This window comes from Paenibacillus sp. PDC88, assembly GCF_900106725.1.
In the GTDB taxonomy this organism is placed as follows: domain Bacteria; phylum Bacillota; class Bacilli; order Paenibacillales; family Paenibacillaceae; genus Paenibacillus; species Paenibacillus shunpengii.
The window spans coordinates 1,067,630-1,083,697 of sequence record NZ_FNNT01000001.1 but is presented as its reverse complement, the minus strand read 5'-3'; the positions used below and the strand labels follow the sequence as shown (position 1 = coordinate 1,083,697).

The window sequence follows — 16,068 nt, the reverse complement described above, 5'->3', positions numbered from 1 at the left end:
CAAGATGGCGACGAGATCTGAAACGGAGCTCTGCAAGGGCTGTACCGCAAGCGTTCATGTCAGTGCATCTGAACTGGAGCAGCTGGAAGAGGCTTATACCGAGAGCAATACAGGCAAGGAGGAAGCCGGCCGCGAGCTATACCGAGAGCGCCTTGCTGCATGCAGGAGCTGTGACGGCTTCATGTATGGAACGACCTGCCGATATTGCGGCTGTCTCATTCCATTGAAGGCGAAGGTGCTGGAGGCGACATGTCCTTATCCGTTTGAGCCTAAGTGGGAGAGGTAAATACAGGCCAAGGGAAGCGTCGAGGGCCGGCTCTTGGGTGCTTCGTCAACGAATGCTCAAGTACGATCGTTCTTGGCCTGGAATGATAGGATTGGATTTTAAGATGTAATCATTCCAGGCCAAATACGAACGCTGGCGCTTCTTCCTCTGAGCATTTCGTTTCCTTCGCATATGAGCCGGCTTGAAAGGGTGCCCCCACCTATCCGAGGAAGTGGGGGAGAGTAAATAGGTCCGATACTGCATTGCTTGGCGAAGCAGAGGTCGGACCTTTTTATTTTGAGTTGGACCTGCTGTAGAAGGCTCCATCAACGAATGCTTGGGTTCGATCATTTTGCCATTGGTGATTCTTGACCCTCATCATTGGTGAATGTACATTGATGAGGTTTCAAAACCACCTTTTGAGTTATGAAATGATGCAAATAATACAAATTAACCTATAATAAAGGTGTAGTGCCTTTTCCAGATCATTATTTGAGAGAGGTGTTCGATGTGAAGATAGCTATGGTAGTGTTCAATGGCATGACTTTTTTGGATTTTATCGGTTTTTATGATGTAATCTCCAGATTAAAATCTTGTACAGAAACGAATGACACCACATGGGACATATGCGGAGTTCAGCAGGAAGTTAGTGATGAGCATGGAATGACGGTGAAGGTCACGAAAGTAAAACCCGATTTAAAGGATTATGATATGGTATTTGTTCCCGGGGGATCAGGAACAAGAACCCTCCCATCCAATGATGAGTTTATGAATTGGTTTAAAGGAGCGGCAGACACGAAGTTCAAGGTATCCGCCTGTACAGGCTCGTTACTGCTCGGTGCCGCTGGGTTTCTGACAGATAAGAGAGCGACAACACATCCTTTCCATTATGATCTGCTTGCTCCTTATTGCAAAGAAGTCGTTAAATGCCGGCTGGTACGGGATGGACATGTCATTACCGGCGGAGGGGTAGCCGCTTCCATTGATCTTGGTCTGTATGTGCTGGGTCTCTTTGTTCCAGATGAACAGGTCCAGCAGATCAGAAAGCAAATGGATTACCCTTATAGACAACGCGATATCGTAACGGCTTAGCATTCCAATCAAAAATGGTGCTGATTAAAAACTAGGAATGAACACCTCTTTTGTACAAGCAAAGGAGGTGTTTTTTTATTTTAAAAAGTGATCTGGAACGAGAATGGGAAATCCAGTAAAATGTGAGGATAAAGCAGAGAAAGAAGGTATATTCATGTCATTTGAACAAGTGCTGGACAAAGGCTACGTCAGGCTGGTGAATCATATGGGCTCTGACCTGACCATTGTCAACGCGGCTAGAGTATCCTATGCGAAGGAGTCTACCACATTATCAGATCGAGATGTCCGGCTTATTCAGTTTCTGGCAAGGGAGGGACATACCTCTCCGTTTCGGCACGTGATGCTTCAGTTTGAGGTTTATGCCCCGCTCATGGTAGCCAGACAGTGGTGGAAGTATGTTATTGGGTCTAGTCATATGGAAGGAACAGGCGATAGTATGGAGGCCTGGAATGAATCCAGCCGCAGGTACATAACAGAAGAACCGGAATTCTACATTCCACAACATCATGAGTGGAGGAGTGCACCGGAGAATTCTAAGCAAGGCAGCGGAGCACCGCTAACGACCGAAGAAGGAACGAAGCTGACTCAGGAGTTAATAGATTACATAGAGCTGGGGGTACAAAAATATGAGGAAGCACTTAAGAGAGGGGTGTGTGCCGAGCAGGCCAGACTGTTCTTGCCTTCATACGGAATGTACATCCGCTGGTATTGGACGGCATCTCTTCAATCCGTGTGTCATTTCCTGAACCAACGTCTGATGCATGATGCTCAAAAAGAAATACAGCTGTATGCCAAAGCCATTTTGAATTTATGTGAACCCCTTTTTCCGTATGCACTTAAAGAGATGGTTGACCTGGACAGCATAACAGTGGAGGAAGCTTAATATGATTGAATTTCGTAAGATGGTAATAGAAGACTATGAGGAGAGCTTCGCTCTTTGGAATAGGACAGAAGGGATGGGACTCAGTAGTGCGGATTCCAGGGAGTCTATACAGCTGTACCTCGAGCGGAATCAAGGCTTCAGTCAGGTAGCGGTGAACAATGGAAGGATCATTGGAACACTGCTCTCCGGTCATGACGGAAGAAGAGGATATCTGTATCATTTAGCAGTGGAGCCTGGATTTCGGGGACAATCCATTGCCAAAAATTTAGTTCGCCATGCTATAGCATTACTGCGGGAAGCAGGCATACAGCGTGCGCATATTATGGTGCTCGACTCGAATGAGGCGGGAAAGGCTTTTTGGTCTCGTATGGGCTGGACCGGGCGTGACGATGTTCTTCTTCGTTCTTCTGACACGGATGTAGAATGATGCTGCTGAACAGGAGGCGTGCAGAATGATTCAATCGGACTTGCATAGTTATTTATTTGCCATAGCACAAGAGAAGTCAGAGAGCATAAAGAATCATGTGCCTGATATTAAAGCGATTGCTGTTACAGGTTCAGTTGCTTCCGGGTTTGTCTATCCTTCCTCAGATATTGATATTATCGCCTATGTAGAAAACACCATTTCTGATCAGTTAAAAAAGTATGTAGATCAAGATCTTCAGATCTGTCAGGGCAAGATCATAGCTGTAACGGAAGAAGTTCTGGCCGTCAATTATTGGGTGCATCAGATCAAATGTGAAGTCGTATATTTCTCTGAAAGATTTGTCTGTCGTAAGCTGGATTCATTGCTAGAAGATTATGATATTAGTTTGAACACTCATACGGTTGCGACTGGCCTCCTTAAGGCTAGAACATTATATGATCCTGTGGGATTAATCAAAGGCTGGAAGGCTAGGCTGAGTCAATATCCAGAGGAACTTGCAACTGTTTTAATAAAATCAAATCTCGATTTTTTCCCCGAGCCCGTGCTTAAAGCATCCTATATGGAACGAAGTGATCATTTATACGTAATAGAAGGGAAGCTTCGAAACCAAGATAAGCTGCTGTCCATTTTGTGCGGATTAAACCGAATGTATCATCCGGGAAAATGGAAAAGTGTGCGGCAAATTTATGAGCAGATGAGCATCAAACCAATTAACTTGGAACATCGGATGAATATGGTGTGGCAGCTGCCTATGGAAGAGTCCATCGAGCTGCTGTCGGAGCTCATTTACGAAACATTGGATTTGATTAGGATACACATGCCCGATATAGATATAACAAGCGTTATAAATGATTAACAGAGGTTCTGGTAATGGCAGCTTCATGCTAAAATGGAGTTATCGCCTATGCAGTTATCCAGTAGATAATTGACGGCAAAGTTCAGCAAAGAGCTCCTCTAACTTAAGCAGTGAAAAGGAGGGTGCCTATGGATGTGGAGAATCTTGTGGTGTTTAGCTTTGTTGGGGTTATATTTATCATTCTAGGACTATTCATGCGAATCAGACCTCCTAAACGAATGAACCACATTTATGGTTATCGGACGAATCGTTCCATGAAAAGTGAACGCATGTGGAAGGAAGCCAATCGTTATAGTGCAGTCTGGATGGTCGGAATAGGTATCTTCTATATTATTATCGGTTTGTTTGTATCCAGGTTTGTTCGCGGTATGGAGGGCTTTGGCATTCTGGTCGGACTTATGCTGATGTTCAATCTGCTCCTGTTTGTGGTCGTCGAACGCAGACTGAAGGAATTAGAAGATAGAACCTACTAAATGGAGGAACAATATGTCAGTTACGACGATATACATCGTAAGGCACGGACAGACAGAATGGAACGTGCTGGGCAAAATGCAGGGACATCAAGACTCGCCGTTAACGGAGCTCGGAATCCGTCAAGCACGCTGGCTCGGTGAAGCGCTCGTTGAGGAGCCTATTGATGCAATCTACACAAGCTCAAGCGGCAGAGCAGTTCATACTGCAGAGCTGATCCGCGGCGGCCGCGAGATACCTATGAATCTAACGGATAACTTGAGGGAAATGAATCTGGGGCTATGGGAAGGCCGAACCGGAGACGAGCTGAAAGTGGAGGAGCCGGTGAAGTACCAGCAATATTGGGAGGAACCGGAAGTGTTCGCTGCAGACGGTGGAGAAACCTACATCGAAACGATGACCAGAGCGCAGCAAGAACTGAAGCATATTCTAAACGTAAATCAGGGAAAGACGATTCTTATCGTAACCCATACGGTAGTGGTTAAGCTGCTGATGACATGGATCGAGCAGCGCTCGCTTGATACGTTATGGGATTTGCCTTATATTCACCCTGTTTCCCTGTGCAAGATTGTATTTGATGAAGAGAACAAGCCTGAAGTCATGCTTCATGCGGATATTTCACATTACCCTGAGACAGCCGGAATGAATGGTACCTAGATAAAGGAGCAGATGCAATAGTGCACTGCTTCTTTTTATTTAGTATCTCAGCAATTGAATCAATTTCATAATATGAAATTGATTCAAGCAATTACATAAAAAAATAAAAATAAATTTTGAAAAAATCAAACTATTCCCTGACCAGGCTTGTTATTATATTTACGAATGTCTTTTACTGTAGGCATGGATAGAACGGGTTTGAGAGAAGCTATGTATGGTGTGGGACAAAAGGACCCGATTTTCATTCAGTCGCTTTGTATTTAAGGAGGAATAGTGATGATGATATCCTATGAACATGAATCGATTCAATATCACACAACAACAGGGGGAATAATCATTCACGAAGGCAAAGTGCTGCTGCAAAGAGAACGAAACCAGCCTTATTGGTTTTTGCCTGGAGGCAGTGTAGAGGCTGATGATTCTCCGGAGTACACGATTGGTAAGATGATATATGAATGGCTTGGTGTGCCTGTCATCAGTGAACAGCAGGTATGGCTGATCGAGAATGTGATTGAATTGCCGATCTCTCCGACGATACAAATTCATGAGTCAGGAATGTTTTTCCTGTTAGAGCTTCCCCTTAAGCATCCGATCTTCAAAAAGACATGCGAGTTTGCAGGAGCGAACAAAGATTACGTGTACAAATGGATTCCGCTGGATGAATTAGAGCGGCATTGGGTTGTGCCTGAATTTGTTGTTCCTGAGTTGAAAGATATTAATACTGCCAATGGCATCAAACATATCGTGAGCTGAGCGAAGTATGAAGAACAGTGGCCTAGACTTGAATCGTATTATATTTATTGGGCGTTCATATGAAGAATATGAACACATGTTTCAAATTTCTAACGATGACATTGCATCAAAGCGTATTTTGGATTGTCCAGGCGGAGCTTGTTCCTTTACGGCTGTTGCGAATCAACGTGGAGGTAAGGCGAAATCCGTGGACATTGCCTATGCTTATTCATGGGATATCCTGTATGCCAAAGGCAAAGAAGATATCAAACATGCGATGGAGCAAATGTCTAAGGCTCAGGATCAGTACAAATGGAATTATTTTTCCAATTTGGCCGATCTCTTAGACCATCGAACCCATGCTCTTGGCTTAAGTACAACAGATAGGCGAGCAAATCCAGAGAATTACATAGAGGCGGCACTTCCTCAGTTACCCTTTCAAGATAAGCAGTTTGATCTGATATTAAGTGCACATTTTTTGTTCATGTATGGTGAGCGTTTGTCTCTTCAATTTCATCTAGATACATTACAAGAGATGATGAGAGTGGCTGAAGAGGAAATTCGGATTTATCCCATTATTCAGCTGGATGGCAGGAGATATCCATTACTAGATGAAGTCCTTTCATATGTAGATAGAGAAGGATGGACGAGTGAGCTAGTTAATGTATCTTACGAATTTCAGCGTGGAGCGAACCAAATGCTTAAATTATCTAGGTGATAGGTCATATAAGGACACTCGAGTTCAATAACTTCTGGAACTTAGGTGTTCTTTTTTTTGCATCCAAGGCTGTAAGAAGGTATTGTAGATAATAACGCGTTAGGGAATGATATGGAGGAAAATATGGCGAAGCAAAAGTATTATGTGGTATGGGAAGGAAAAACACCCGGGATCTATACCAGCTGGCCAGCATGCCAGCAGCAGGTGAACGGAGTGACCGGTGCAAAATATAAAGCATTTGAATCCAAGGCAGAGGCTGAAAAAGCTTATACAAGCGGATGGAAAGGCATATGGGGTAACACCGCGGGCAAATCTCAAGGCAGTGTCAGCAGCAAGGGGGCATCTGCTGAGGCAATTGCCTCTGAAATCGATTACGATAGTATATCTGTGGACGTAGGAACAAGAGGCAATCCCGGACCGATGGAGTATAAGGGTGTAGACACCCGGACAGGAGATGTCTTGTTTAGTGTGGGTCCTATTCCGAATGGGACGAATAATATTGGAGAGTTCCTTGCCATTGTACATGCTCTGGCGTATTTACAGCAGCAGGGCAGCAGCAAGACTATTTATAGTGATTCTGTGAATGCAATGAAGTGGGTCAGGCAGAAGAAGGCTGCAACGACACTGAAGCGGGATACTTCCACCCAGCAGATTTGGGATATGATTGATCGGGCCGAGAAATGGCTTGCCACTCATACTTACAATAATAAAATACTGAAGTGGGAAACCAAAGCGTGGGGAGAGATTAAGGCCGATTACGGAAGGAAATAGCCGTGCATTTGCCTTGCATCTAGCAATAATTAGAAAATTGTATTTAGCACAGCGATGGAGGATGTTACAATCATGACCTATAAAGTAGTATTTTTTGATATCGATGGAACATTAGTCAATGATGAGAAGGTAATACCACAAGATACGATCGAGGCGATCAACGAATTGAAGGCCAAAGGGACAGATGTCTTTATTGCGACCGGAAGAGCACCTTATTATTTTACGAAATACATGTCCCAGCTGGGTATTGACTCCTTCATTAGTCTTAATGGATCTTATGTTGTTTATAAAGGTGAGATGATATATTCACACCCTATTCACACAAATACGCTTGAGAGACTAGAGAACAGTGCCCTGTCGCACAATCATCCCATTGTCATGCAGGGAGCAGAGGCTGGATTCTCCAATATGGAGCTTCACGAGTTCATAGCCGCTTCCTTTCAAACGCTTCAAGTTGAAGTACCGGGGTACAAGACAGGTTACTGGAAGGAAGCACCAATCTACCAAGCACTCTTATACTGCCAGGAGCATGAAGAGCATTTGTACACAGCAAAGGAAGCAGGTTATGACGATCTTCATTTTGTCAGATGGCATAAGTACGCAATGGATGTCATTCCGGCGGGGGGCTCAAAGGCCAAGGGAATCGAGGCTGTTCTTAAGCATATCGGACGATCCAAGGAAGAGGTTGTTGCCTTTGGCGATGGCTTGAATGATGTGGAAATGCTGTCTTATGTCGGACTTGGAATTGCCATGGGGAATGCGAACGATGAGGTTAAATCCTATGCCAATCATGTGACAAGCTCGGTAGACGAGAAGGGCATCCGTAGAGGACTGGAGTATGCAGGCTTGCTGTAATCTAACCCAATATGTTGAGATGAGAGAAGATGGATCCGAACAGGGATCCGTCTTTTTTTGTATTTTCTTACTCGTGAAAAAATTATGAATGCTATTTATTTCAGGTTACACAAGTCCTATAAGTAAACTCCATTTCTCATCACAATAAGACAGCAGGTAGCAGGTGTGTTTGCGTTTTTACTAAAAAATTTAACATATAAGGGGAGAACCATTACATGAAAAAGTGGATATATATGTTATTATGGTTGATAACCTTATTCATCTTCCTATGGGATTGGATTGAAAGTCCGCGTCCCTTCGACGATGCTGAGTTGGTAAGCAGGTTAACCGGAGCTCAAGCTGGAGATCGTATTGAATTAGAAGAACTAACCCCATTTTCTTGGGAAGAGCTGTACATATTCGGTCCTTATCTAGATCCTTCGTCAATTGATGTTCGCAATATGGATGAAGTGCCTGATGCTGTTCAATATTCAGACTCCATAACACTGCTTGTCTTTGTCCAGAATAACACAGCAATACGCTATATCGAGCTGTCACGTTCAGCTGGCGACTTTGAGATGGACTTGTACGAGCGAGCCATCAAGCAGAAGAGCGCTGTATTTATACGAAATAAAGACTCGAGGTTATGGAAGCTGGATGATTAGAGAATATCTCGAGAAGGAGGATGACCATGTTCTACGTCAACGCAAGAGCTTTTGTTGAGCGGGACAGCAAGCAAGGAACTGAGCTTGTTATTCAGAGCCGGAACAAACCCGGGCAGGAATGTCTTGAACTCCCTGGAGGCAGAATCGAGCTGTACGAACCGATTTATCAAGCGCTGATCAGGGAAGTGGAAGAGGAGACCGGGCTTAAGGTGACTCGCATTGAGGGCGCTTCCAAGCGAATCGACACGACCGGTATTAATCCTGACTTTGAAGTAGAGGTTGTCGAGCCCTTTTGTGCCCATCAAACAACGAAGGGCCCCATTGATTCGATAGGAATGTATTTTATATGCAAGGCGGAAGGAAAGCTCCTCGAAGCAGGAGATGAATCGCTGAACCCGGCCTGGATAAACGTAAAGAATATAGCCTCCATGATGGAACAGAATCCTCTTCAGTTTTCGGATATCGACCGGGCAGCCTTGATGTTCTATCTGAAGCATAGAGTCGTTCGTGATTGACTGTGGCTTATCGCATTTTATCGATTTTGTTTTGCTTTTCTGACACGGGCAGGGAAGCGATGCCGATCTTTCTTTAACTGTTCAATGAGATGTTTATCCGTCTTGTGTTTCTGATTATTGTTTCCTTTTTCACTCCAGATCTTGCTGTGCATAAACCAGGTAATCAACCCAATACAGGCGATGAACAAGAAACTGATCCAGAAACCGGGCCGGCTTGTGCTATGAAACAATGTTCCTGTTATGGCAAGCAGGATGAGAAGGATGCCACCGTATCTCTTGATCTGTCCAAATGTAGTAAGCTTCAGAAGCTTGCCGGCGGTGATAAGGATAAAAGTCCAGTTAAATAGAAGCATCAGGCCAGCGGCCGTAGTGACATATTCGTACAGTGTGCCTGGAAGCAGCAGTGCCAGAACGATGGATGCACATAGTGCTGCTGCAGTCATTCCAAACGAGTAAACCGGGAAACGCTTCTTCACCTTTTTGGCAAAAAGAGGAGGGGCGTCTTTGTCTTGTGCAAGCGTGATGAGCATGGTCGTTACCGCGTACAGGGATGCAACCATCGTAGAAAACCCAGCAACGATTAGGACCCCATTCATAATATGTGGTACAAAAGGAAGTTGATATGTGTCCAAAGCTTGGATAAAAGGACTTTCCTTCGTACCAAAACCACGCCATGGCGCGATGGATACGACCAGGAACAACGAGATAATGTATATGATCGCCAGCAGAAGGATCATCGTTCTGCCGGCTTTTGGCGCTTCTTTCGGCTCCTTTAATCGGAGTGCCATGAGCCCCATGACCTCAATTCCTCCAAAAGCATAGAACGAAAATAGAAGCGCTGCCCATGCGCCCGTCAGACCGTTAGGGAATAAGGTGCCGACAGATACCGGCATTTGCGGCTCTATGCCTCCCGACAGCCAGCCGAATAAGGCTGCAGCTCCGAGAACGATGAACATGAGGATTGCGGCGATTTTGATAACGGCTGCTACACTCTCCAGTGGATCAAACAGCTTATTTCCAATGATCACTACAATGAGTCCCAATATTGCAAATCCAGAAGCAAACATCCATACAGGAATTTGGGGGAACCAGAAACGGGAGAACAGGGAGAGTGCAGTCAACTGACTTCCCATAATGAGCAGCTCAGAGCACCAATAAGCCCAACCACTGCTGAAGCCTGCCCAGCGCCCATAGGCTTTTTTGGCATAGGATCGGAAAGATCCCTGTTCCGGTGAATTAGCGGTCATTTGTGCGAGCACATCGAATACACAATATGTTCCTGCGGCAGCCAGCAGAAAAGTCAGGAGAACAGAAGGTCCCCCTATTTTAATGGCAAGTGCAGAACCAAGAAAATATCCTGTACCAATGGTACAAGCTACTCCAAGCAGAGACAGCTGCCACCATTTAAGGTTTTGCCCGCTCTTGGCTTGATCGTTTGCGCTTTCTTTGCAGCTGCTCATCTAAGAAGCTTCCTCCTCCGTGTCACATATATTTTCTCAATCGTGTTTTAATATGGTGCTGGTGACGAGAAATGATACATGTATTTGTTTCATGTCTAATTTTCTCGAAAAGAAATAGAAAAAATGGTCTGAATCAATTGGCAAAATATTGTAATTCGTCTATGATAGAGCATAGGCAGGAAAATTCAGCAGTTTTCGGGAATGTTGTCGTTAAATCTTATACTGTCAAGAGGTGCGGCATCGTGCAACGGACAACCATGGTACGTATTCTTCTTATAACATACAGTTTGCTGCTCCTATATTTCATGTTTGCAGGCTTTAATCGCTCGGTCCACCTCGATTACCGCTATAATATGGTTCCTTTTCATACGATATCAAAATATTTGGCGAATGTGTCAGCACGTAATCTATTAGACACACTCATTAATTTAGTCGGCAATGTCGCCGTGTTCATTCCTTTTGGATATTTAATCCCCGCTGCCTTTCCGAGCAGGTGGAGCTTCTCCAAATTTCTATTGCTATTTACTGCACTTATTATCTTGCTGGAGACCGCTCAAATGCTGCTGAGAGTCGGAACAGGAGACGTTGATGATCTGTTCTTGAACGTCATAGGCGGATTGCTCGGCTATGAAATCTACCGTTTCTTCACAAATGAAGGTAATTAACCGATAAATGTAGTATTTACTTCGTCTTTCTAAACTTCGAAAAATAAAGAACGGATCATGCAACAAATCATGCTAAATCGCGTTTTTAATAGTAGATGATGTAAAAGGATGCAGGATGCTGGTGATTTTACAAGACGACCAAAAGGATGTGTGAGAGTTTGAAGAGGATTTTGCTGTTTATGTTGTTTTTTGTAGGGTTGTGGGTGCTTCCCGGTTTAAGTCATGCGGAGGATGGACAAGCGAGTATCTATCTGAATGACAAGAAGCTCGGCGGTTCAGACAGTTCCAAGGTTGAGATCATTAATAAATCAGTAATGATTCCAATCCGTATGGTTGCCGAAGAAATGGGATACACAGTCGGTTGGGAACAGAAGACAGGAACGGTCACAATACAGCAAAATGGCACCGTCATCAAGATGGTCATCAATGATAAGAATGCTCTGGTGGACAACCAGTCGGTTATTCTCGATAATGCGCCTGTCATCAAGAGCAAGACAACGCTTGTGCCGCTGCGCTTCGTAGGTGAGCAGTTTGGCTTGCATGTAGGCTGGGATAACAAGACGAAGACAGCTAGCTTGAAACAAATTACCGGTTCAGGAGGAGGAAGTCAGCCTCCAGCAGGATCGGGCAATGCGGGACAAGGCGAAGAGGGAACGATCAATCAAGGGCTTGCACAGATATCTGGGATTAGTTTCAGCGAGAACAGGCTGCTCGTAGCAACTAGCAGTACGGTCACCCCGAGAGTGTTTACCATGAGTGGACCGGATCGCATTGTCGTTGATCTACCGAATACGGAATTTGCTGCAAACTTTGGTAACGACCTGAATGCACAAGCATCGGGTTCCATACAAGTCACGGATTATCCGATGGTATCACAGATTCGATACGCTCTATTCAGTACAGATCCTTCAACCGTTCGAATCGTATTGGATATGAACGAGGTTACCGGATACAAGGTGACACAAGAGGGGAGCCTTCTGATCGTCGATTTGAATCACGATACGAATCATCCAGACCCTGTAATACCGGAGACGCCATTGCCTGAGACACCAGGAACGGGAACAGGTAATAATACAGGTTCAGGCAAAAAAATCATCGTTCTGGATGCGGGACATGGAGCGCATGATGGAGGAGCAGTTGGAATAACAGGTAAACTTGAAAAAGATTTTACCTTGTCACTCACCTTGAAAATTGAAGCTCTGCTCCAGAATATTTCGAGTATCGAAGTCATCATGACGAGAGATGGCGATACGTATCCGGAGCTTGTGGAGCGGGCAGAGATAGCGAATAATGCAAATGCAGATGTTTTCATTTCAGTTCATGCAAATTCGGTCGCGGGATCTCCTTCTGCCAGCGGCACCGAGACTTATTATAAGAAAAGTGAAGATAAAGCACTCGCGGATATTATTCATAAGCATATGATCAAGGCAACAGGGCTTAAGGATCGGAAAGTAAAATCAGCGAATTTATCTGTACTGCGGAACACAGATATGCCTGCAGCCCTTCTCGAGGTCGGTTTCTTATCGAATAAAGCAGAAGAAGCAATCTTGTTTGATGAGGACTTCCAGGACAGAGTTGCGCAAAGCATTGCAGACGGAATTAAAGAGTATTTGAAATTATAACTAATATAGCATTGGCTAAAAGGAGGCATCTGCTCACGAAGCAGATGCCTCCTTGCATTCGATTATATTCATTTATGTTGTTTAATAAAATGGATTCTATTATTTTCCAGATTGCGATATAATGGGTTGTGATATTGTGGAAAGCGAGGTGTAGTTCGTGGAACATCATACTTTTTATGAAGAATCATATTGGGGTACAGATGTACGGATCAGACAAACGACACAGGGCTCAGACACACTTGTTATCTTTCTCCCTGGACAGAACTACTCCTGTGAACTGCCCGTTCTGCATTATGCTGTTCAGAGCGCAATTGAACAAGGATTGGATGTATTGTTAATGGAATACGGGTTTCAAAGCGCTCGTGTTGCTCTTGAGCGCGAGCAGCGATCAATTCTTGAGGAGGAAGTATTAGAGACCGTGCAGCACTACAGTGAAGGTTACGACAAGCTGGTATTCGTAAGCAAGAGCTTGGGAACATTACTGGCAGGTTATGCTTCACAGCATATTGAAGCTCAGCACATTTCGCATCTATTTCTTACTCCGCTTGACGGTACGCTGGATTATATTGTACGTTCTTCAGGACTCGTTATTTACGGAACAAAGGATTCATTGTTCAGTGAGGAGAGCAGAGCTAAGCTGGAAGCATATGCCTCAACTCAATTGGATATTATTAAAATTGCAGATGCTGGCCATGGCTTGGAGGTAACAGACGTTAAGAAATCTGTAGCGCATTTAAGTCAGCTGGCAGGAGCTTATACCAATTTCTTTGATACAATTAAGAATTCAGCTTATTCATAAATAGAAGCAAATTATAAGAGGGAGCAGCCGGAATTCCGGCTGCTCCCTTTTGATAACCCTTTGTTTATTAACGTGCTTGATAGCGTTCGTAGGCATCCTGATTGATCTTGATGACCTCTTCAATTCCCATACCTTTAATCGTTTCTACAAACTGTTCAAAGTTCGTGAGGGGTTCGTCGCCTAAGATGAACTTGGTCATCATTTCATCCAGATAAGTGGTTACCTGACCCATAATCTGGGCTTCTTTTCGCGCCTCTTCCTCCGTTTTACGCAGAGTCGGAAGTGCCAAGGAGTAATCGGCCTCCATCCAGACCTTATTGGCTTCTTGCTGCTGCTCAAATGCCATCAGACCATCCAAATAACGTGTATCCTGATTCATCGGTCCATCCATAATGGACAGCGCATAACCAGCCAGTGCTTGATCGTAAGTCAAGCCATCTGGATTTTTAAGAATGGTATCGGTAAATTTAATGCTGTCACCCTCGACAGTATAGCTTTCACCTTCAATACCGAAGTTGAACAGATCGTGACCTTCAGGACTGTAATTGTAATCCATCCACTGTACGATGGCTTTAATTTTGTCTTCATCCGCAGAAGTTGTAATGGCTTCTCCATACGTGAGGACTTTCGTATCGAAACGGAAGGTACTGCGAGAGATGCCTTCAGCATCCTTAGGCCAAGGAGCTCCAACAAGATCGAATTCTGGATCATCTGCCATCAGATTAAGATACTTCGCCATACCGCTGAATACACCACCGTAATACGCCCCAGCTTGATGGTTGGTTATTTTATAGTCAAATGCTTTACCGTCATTGGTCATAATTTCAGGATCGATTAGACCTTCCGCATACCATTTCTGCATGGTCTCAAGGAAGTCTTTGAACCCTGGCTGAATGGGACCGTATTCCACCGTATCTCCGTTAAGCTGGAAACCGCCAAGAACCCCAAAGGAAGGTGCGAAGTCATACAATTTGCTCATATTGCCGGGACCCCAATTCGCAGTGAAGGGGAGCTCATCCTTCTTGCCATTGCCATTTGGATCCTCTTCCCGGAAAGCCTTCAGCACCGTGTACCATTCATCAATCGTTGTAGGCGTTTTCAAATTCAGTTTCTCAAGCCAGTCCTTACGAAGAACTATACCCGTCGTTGCATTCAGCTTTACTGCATCCGTACGAAGATAGGGGAACATGAAGATGGTCCCATCATCTAGTGAGATTTGTTTGCGGACAACCTCATCCTCTTCAATAATCTTCTTCAAATTAGGTGCATAGAGATCAATGTATTCATTCAGTTTGATAATTCTTCCGTCTGCGAGCAGCTTCTCTGGTCCTCCAGATACGTCAGCCCAGTTGTAATAGATTACGTCAGGCAGCTCATTTCCTGTAACGAGCAGGTTGAACTGGTCCTTTTGCTGTCCGAGGGGAGGATGCGTGAAGTTTACTTTGATGCCGGTTCTTTTTTCTTTCTCCTGATAAGCCTTCACATCTGTAAATCCGTTGCCAGAAGCAATCTTGGCATCATTTGCACGCCAATAGTTGATCGTCATCGGCTCTTCAACGATCGGAAGTGGTATTTCCGTAATGGCTTGCTCGCCTTCTTCAGGCGCAGGACCATCTGCACTCTCTGACCCTCCGCAGCCGGCTAATAGTCCCGTAGTCATCACCGCGGTTAACATTAAGGACAAGAACTTTTTCATATGAACCCTCCTTGATTATCTATAGATTAAAGCGGCAGCAAATAAGCGATGGGTATGCGCCAGCTTTATTCTTTAATGGCTCCGATGAGTGCTCCTTGAACGAAATATTTCTGTATGAAAGGATAGATCATCAGAATCGGAAGCGTAGAGATAATAATCGTTGCATATTTGATATTCTCACCGATTGCAAATCCGGTATCGTTCGCAGAACCCATGGCTTCTGTGCTATTGCTGAGCAAAATATCCCTCAGCACAATTTGAATCGGATACAGCTCCTGTGATCTTAGATAGAGAAGCGGACCCATAAAATCATTCCAGTGGTCTACCGCATAATACAGGGTCATTACAGCAAGAATCGGTTTAGATAATGGAACGACAATTTGCAGAAGAATTCTGAAGTCATTGGCCCCGTCAATTTTGGCGGATTCAATCAGTCCAAGCGGAATGTTCATGAAATTCGTACGCATGATGATAAAGTTGAACGTATTAATTGCTGCCGGAAGGATCATTGCCCATCTTGTATCCAGCAGACCTAAATTTTGAATAAGCAGGAAGGTTGGGATCATCCCTCCGCTAAAGAACATAGTGAATGTAATCAGCTTCATGAAGAAGCTGCGTCCGTATAAGTCAGGTCTCGACAGCGCATAAGCTGCTAGTGTAGTCATCACCAGGTTGAGGGCAGTACCAACAATCACATAGAACAATGTGTTTAAGTAACCACTGTAGATCTTTGGATTCTGGAACACTTTGGAGTAGGCCTCAAAAGATAAACCTTCAGGGATCAGCATGAGTGAGCGGCTGGCCAGCAGCTGTTCCGGATCACTAATGGAAGAGTTGAAGATGTAGAGCATCGGATACGCGCACAGCAGCATAATCAGAATGAGCAAGATATAGTTGATGCTGTCAAAAATATGTTCACCAAATGATTTTTTCATCTTAT

Annotated in this window: 19 protein-coding genes; 16 read left to right on the top strand and 3 right to left on the bottom strand. The window is 44.4% G+C overall.

Features of this window, described 5'->3' with window-relative positions; genetic code table 11:
* The first annotated feature begins 4 nt into the window (after window positions 1–4).
* The 13 genes from BLW49_RS05135 to BLW49_RS05075 all read left to right on the top strand — a co-directional run bounded on the left by BLW49_RS05135 (window position 5) and on the right by BLW49_RS05075 (window position 8,886).
* On the top strand, window positions 5–286 hold the full coding sequence (locus tag BLW49_RS05135; RefSeq protein WP_090723465.1) for a DUF6171 family protein: 282 nt from the start codon (window positions 5–7) through the stop codon (window positions 284–286).
* Window positions 287–775: 489 nt separating this feature from the next.
* The gene (locus tag BLW49_RS05130) at window positions 776–1,357 is read left to right on the top strand and encodes a DJ-1/PfpI family protein (protein ID WP_090723464.1); all 582 of its coding nucleotides are present in this window, start codon (window positions 776–778) and stop codon (window positions 1,355–1,357) included.
* Window positions 1,358–1,511: 154 nt separating this feature from the next.
* Window positions 1,512–2,240, top strand: a complete 729-nt coding sequence (gene thyX / locus BLW49_RS05125) for an FAD-dependent thymidylate synthase (protein ID WP_090723850.1) — start codon at window positions 1,512–1,514, stop codon at window positions 2,238–2,240.
* A gap of 1 nt (window position 2,241) precedes the next feature.
* Window positions 2,242–2,667, top strand: a complete 426-nt coding sequence (locus BLW49_RS05120; protein ID WP_076311754.1) for a GNAT family N-acetyltransferase — start codon at window positions 2,242–2,244, stop codon at window positions 2,665–2,667.
* Between the two features lie 25 nt (window positions 2,668–2,692).
* Window positions 2,693–3,523 carry a nucleotidyltransferase domain-containing protein gene (locus tag BLW49_RS05115; RefSeq protein WP_090723462.1) on the top strand — a complete coding sequence of 277 codons (831 nt, stop codon included), beginning with the start codon at window positions 2,693–2,695 and terminating at the stop codon, window positions 3,521–3,523.
* Window positions 3,524–3,651: 128 nt separating this feature from the next.
* Window positions 3,652–3,996: an SdpI family protein gene (locus BLW49_RS05110; protein WP_076311752.1), complete on the top strand. Its 345-nt coding sequence runs from the start codon at window positions 3,652–3,654 to the stop codon at window positions 3,994–3,996.
* Window positions 3,997–4,009: 13 nt separating this feature from the next.
* Window positions 4,010–4,651: a histidine phosphatase family protein gene (locus tag BLW49_RS05105; protein ID WP_090723460.1), complete on the top strand. Its 642-nt coding sequence runs from the start codon at window positions 4,010–4,012 to the stop codon at window positions 4,649–4,651.
* A gap of 276 nt (window positions 4,652–4,927) precedes the next feature.
* Window positions 4,928–5,404 (top strand): NUDIX domain-containing protein, encoded by a 477-nt coding sequence (locus BLW49_RS05100; RefSeq protein WP_076311750.1) that lies wholly within the window; start codon window positions 4,928–4,930, stop codon window positions 5,402–5,404.
* 7 nt (window positions 5,405–5,411) lie between these two features.
* Window positions 5,412–6,101 (top strand): class I SAM-dependent methyltransferase, encoded by a 690-nt coding sequence (locus BLW49_RS05095; RefSeq protein WP_256209579.1) that lies wholly within the window; start codon window positions 5,412–5,414, stop codon window positions 6,099–6,101.
* Window positions 6,102–6,224: 123 nt separating this feature from the next.
* Window positions 6,225–6,872: a ribonuclease H gene (gene rnhA, locus BLW49_RS05090; protein WP_090723458.1), complete on the top strand. Its 648-nt coding sequence runs from the start codon at window positions 6,225–6,227 to the stop codon at window positions 6,870–6,872.
* 72 nt (window positions 6,873–6,944) lie between these two features.
* On the top strand, window positions 6,945–7,727 hold the full coding sequence (locus BLW49_RS05085; protein ID WP_090723456.1) for a Cof-type HAD-IIB family hydrolase: 783 nt from the start codon (window positions 6,945–6,947) through the stop codon (window positions 7,725–7,727).
* A gap of 215 nt (window positions 7,728–7,942) precedes the next feature.
* Window positions 7,943–8,371 (top strand): hypothetical protein, encoded by a 429-nt coding sequence (locus BLW49_RS05080; protein WP_090723454.1) that lies wholly within the window; start codon window positions 7,943–7,945, stop codon window positions 8,369–8,371.
* 26 nt (window positions 8,372–8,397) lie between these two features.
* Entirely contained in the window at window positions 8,398–8,886 is a 489-nt protein-coding gene (locus BLW49_RS05075; protein ID WP_076311745.1) for an NUDIX hydrolase, read from the top strand.
* 17 nt (window positions 8,887–8,903) lie between these two features.
* Here the strand turns inward: BLW49_RS05075 and BLW49_RS05070 are convergent, their stop codons facing one another.
* A complete protein-coding gene (locus tag BLW49_RS05070; RefSeq protein ID WP_090723453.1) occupies window positions 8,904–10,346 on the bottom strand; it encodes an amino acid permease in 1,443 nt (480 codons plus the stop codon).
* Window positions 10,347–10,588: 242 nt separating this feature from the next.
* On the opposite strand from BLW49_RS05070, the gene BLW49_RS05065 reads away from it, so the two are divergent.
* The 3 genes from BLW49_RS05065 to BLW49_RS05055 all read left to right on the top strand — a co-directional run bounded on the left by BLW49_RS05065 (window position 10,589) and on the right by BLW49_RS05055 (window position 13,432).
* A complete protein-coding gene (locus tag BLW49_RS05065; RefSeq protein ID WP_256209577.1) occupies window positions 10,589–11,011 on the top strand; it encodes a VanZ family protein in 423 nt (140 codons plus the stop codon).
* Window positions 11,012–11,169: 158 nt separating this feature from the next.
* The gene (locus BLW49_RS05060) at window positions 11,170–12,633 is read left to right on the top strand and encodes an N-acetylmuramoyl-L-alanine amidase family protein (RefSeq protein WP_256209576.1); all 1,464 of its coding nucleotides are present in this window, start codon (window positions 11,170–11,172) and stop codon (window positions 12,631–12,633) included.
* Between the two features lie 157 nt (window positions 12,634–12,790).
* Entirely contained in the window at window positions 12,791–13,432 is a 642-nt protein-coding gene (locus BLW49_RS05055; RefSeq protein ID WP_076311742.1) for a hypothetical protein, read from the top strand.
* Between the two features lie 67 nt (window positions 13,433–13,499).
* Here the strand turns inward: BLW49_RS05055 and BLW49_RS05050 are convergent, their stop codons facing one another.
* Window positions 13,500–15,128: a type 2 periplasmic-binding domain-containing protein gene (locus BLW49_RS05050; protein WP_076311741.1), complete on the bottom strand. Its 1,629-nt coding sequence runs from the start codon at window positions 15,126–15,128 to the stop codon at window positions 13,500–13,502.
* A 65-nt stretch (window positions 15,129–15,193) separates the two neighbouring features.
* On the bottom strand, window positions 15,194–16,063 hold the full coding sequence (locus BLW49_RS05045; RefSeq protein ID WP_076311740.1) for a carbohydrate ABC transporter permease: 870 nt from the start codon (window positions 16,061–16,063) through the stop codon (window positions 15,194–15,196).
* Window positions 16,064–16,068: the final 5 nt, after the last annotated feature.

Bases quoted from the DNA above. Each gene is read 5' to 3' on its own strand.
- BLW49_RS05135 (WP_090723465.1), top strand. From the start codon at position 5: ATGGCGACGAGATCTGAAACGGAGCTCTGCAAGGGCTGTACCGCAAGC.
- thyX (WP_090723850.1), top strand. From the start codon at position 1,512: ATGTCATTTGAACAAGTGCTGGACAAAGGCTACGTCAGGCTGGTGAAT.
- BLW49_RS05120 (WP_076311754.1), top strand. From the start codon at position 2,242: ATGATTGAATTTCGTAAGATGGTAATAGAAGACTATGAGGAGAGCTTC.
- BLW49_RS05115 (WP_090723462.1), top strand. From the start codon at position 2,693: ATGATTCAATCGGACTTGCATAGTTATTTATTTGCCATAGCACAAGAG.
- BLW49_RS05110 (WP_076311752.1), top strand. From the start codon at position 3,652: ATGGATGTGGAGAATCTTGTGGTGTTTAGCTTTGTTGGGGTTATATTT.
- BLW49_RS05105 (WP_090723460.1), top strand. From the start codon at position 4,010: ATGTCAGTTACGACGATATACATCGTAAGGCACGGACAGACAGAATGG.
- BLW49_RS05100 (WP_076311750.1), top strand. From the start codon at position 4,928: ATGATGATATCCTATGAACATGAATCGATTCAATATCACACAACAACA.
- BLW49_RS05095 (WP_256209579.1), top strand. From the start codon at position 5,412: ATGAAGAACAGTGGCCTAGACTTGAATCGTATTATATTTATTGGGCGT.
- rnhA (WP_090723458.1), top strand. From the start codon at position 6,225: ATGGCGAAGCAAAAGTATTATGTGGTATGGGAAGGAAAAACACCCGGG.
- BLW49_RS05085 (WP_090723456.1), top strand. From the start codon at position 6,945: ATGACCTATAAAGTAGTATTTTTTGATATCGATGGAACATTAGTCAAT.
- BLW49_RS05080 (WP_090723454.1), top strand. From the start codon at position 7,943: ATGAAAAAGTGGATATATATGTTATTATGGTTGATAACCTTATTCATC.
- BLW49_RS05075 (WP_076311745.1), top strand. From the start codon at position 8,398: ATGTTCTACGTCAACGCAAGAGCTTTTGTTGAGCGGGACAGCAAGCAA.
- BLW49_RS05070 (WP_090723453.1), bottom strand. From the start codon at position 10,346: ATGAGCAGCTGCAAAGAAAGCGCAAACGATCAAGCCAAGAGCGGGCAA.
- BLW49_RS05050 (WP_076311741.1), bottom strand. From the start codon at position 15,128: ATGAAAAAGTTCTTGTCCTTAATGTTAACCGCGGTGATGACTACGGGA.
- BLW49_RS05045 (WP_076311740.1), bottom strand. From the start codon at position 16,063: ATGAAAAAATCATTTGGTGAACATATTTTTGACAGCATCAACTATATC.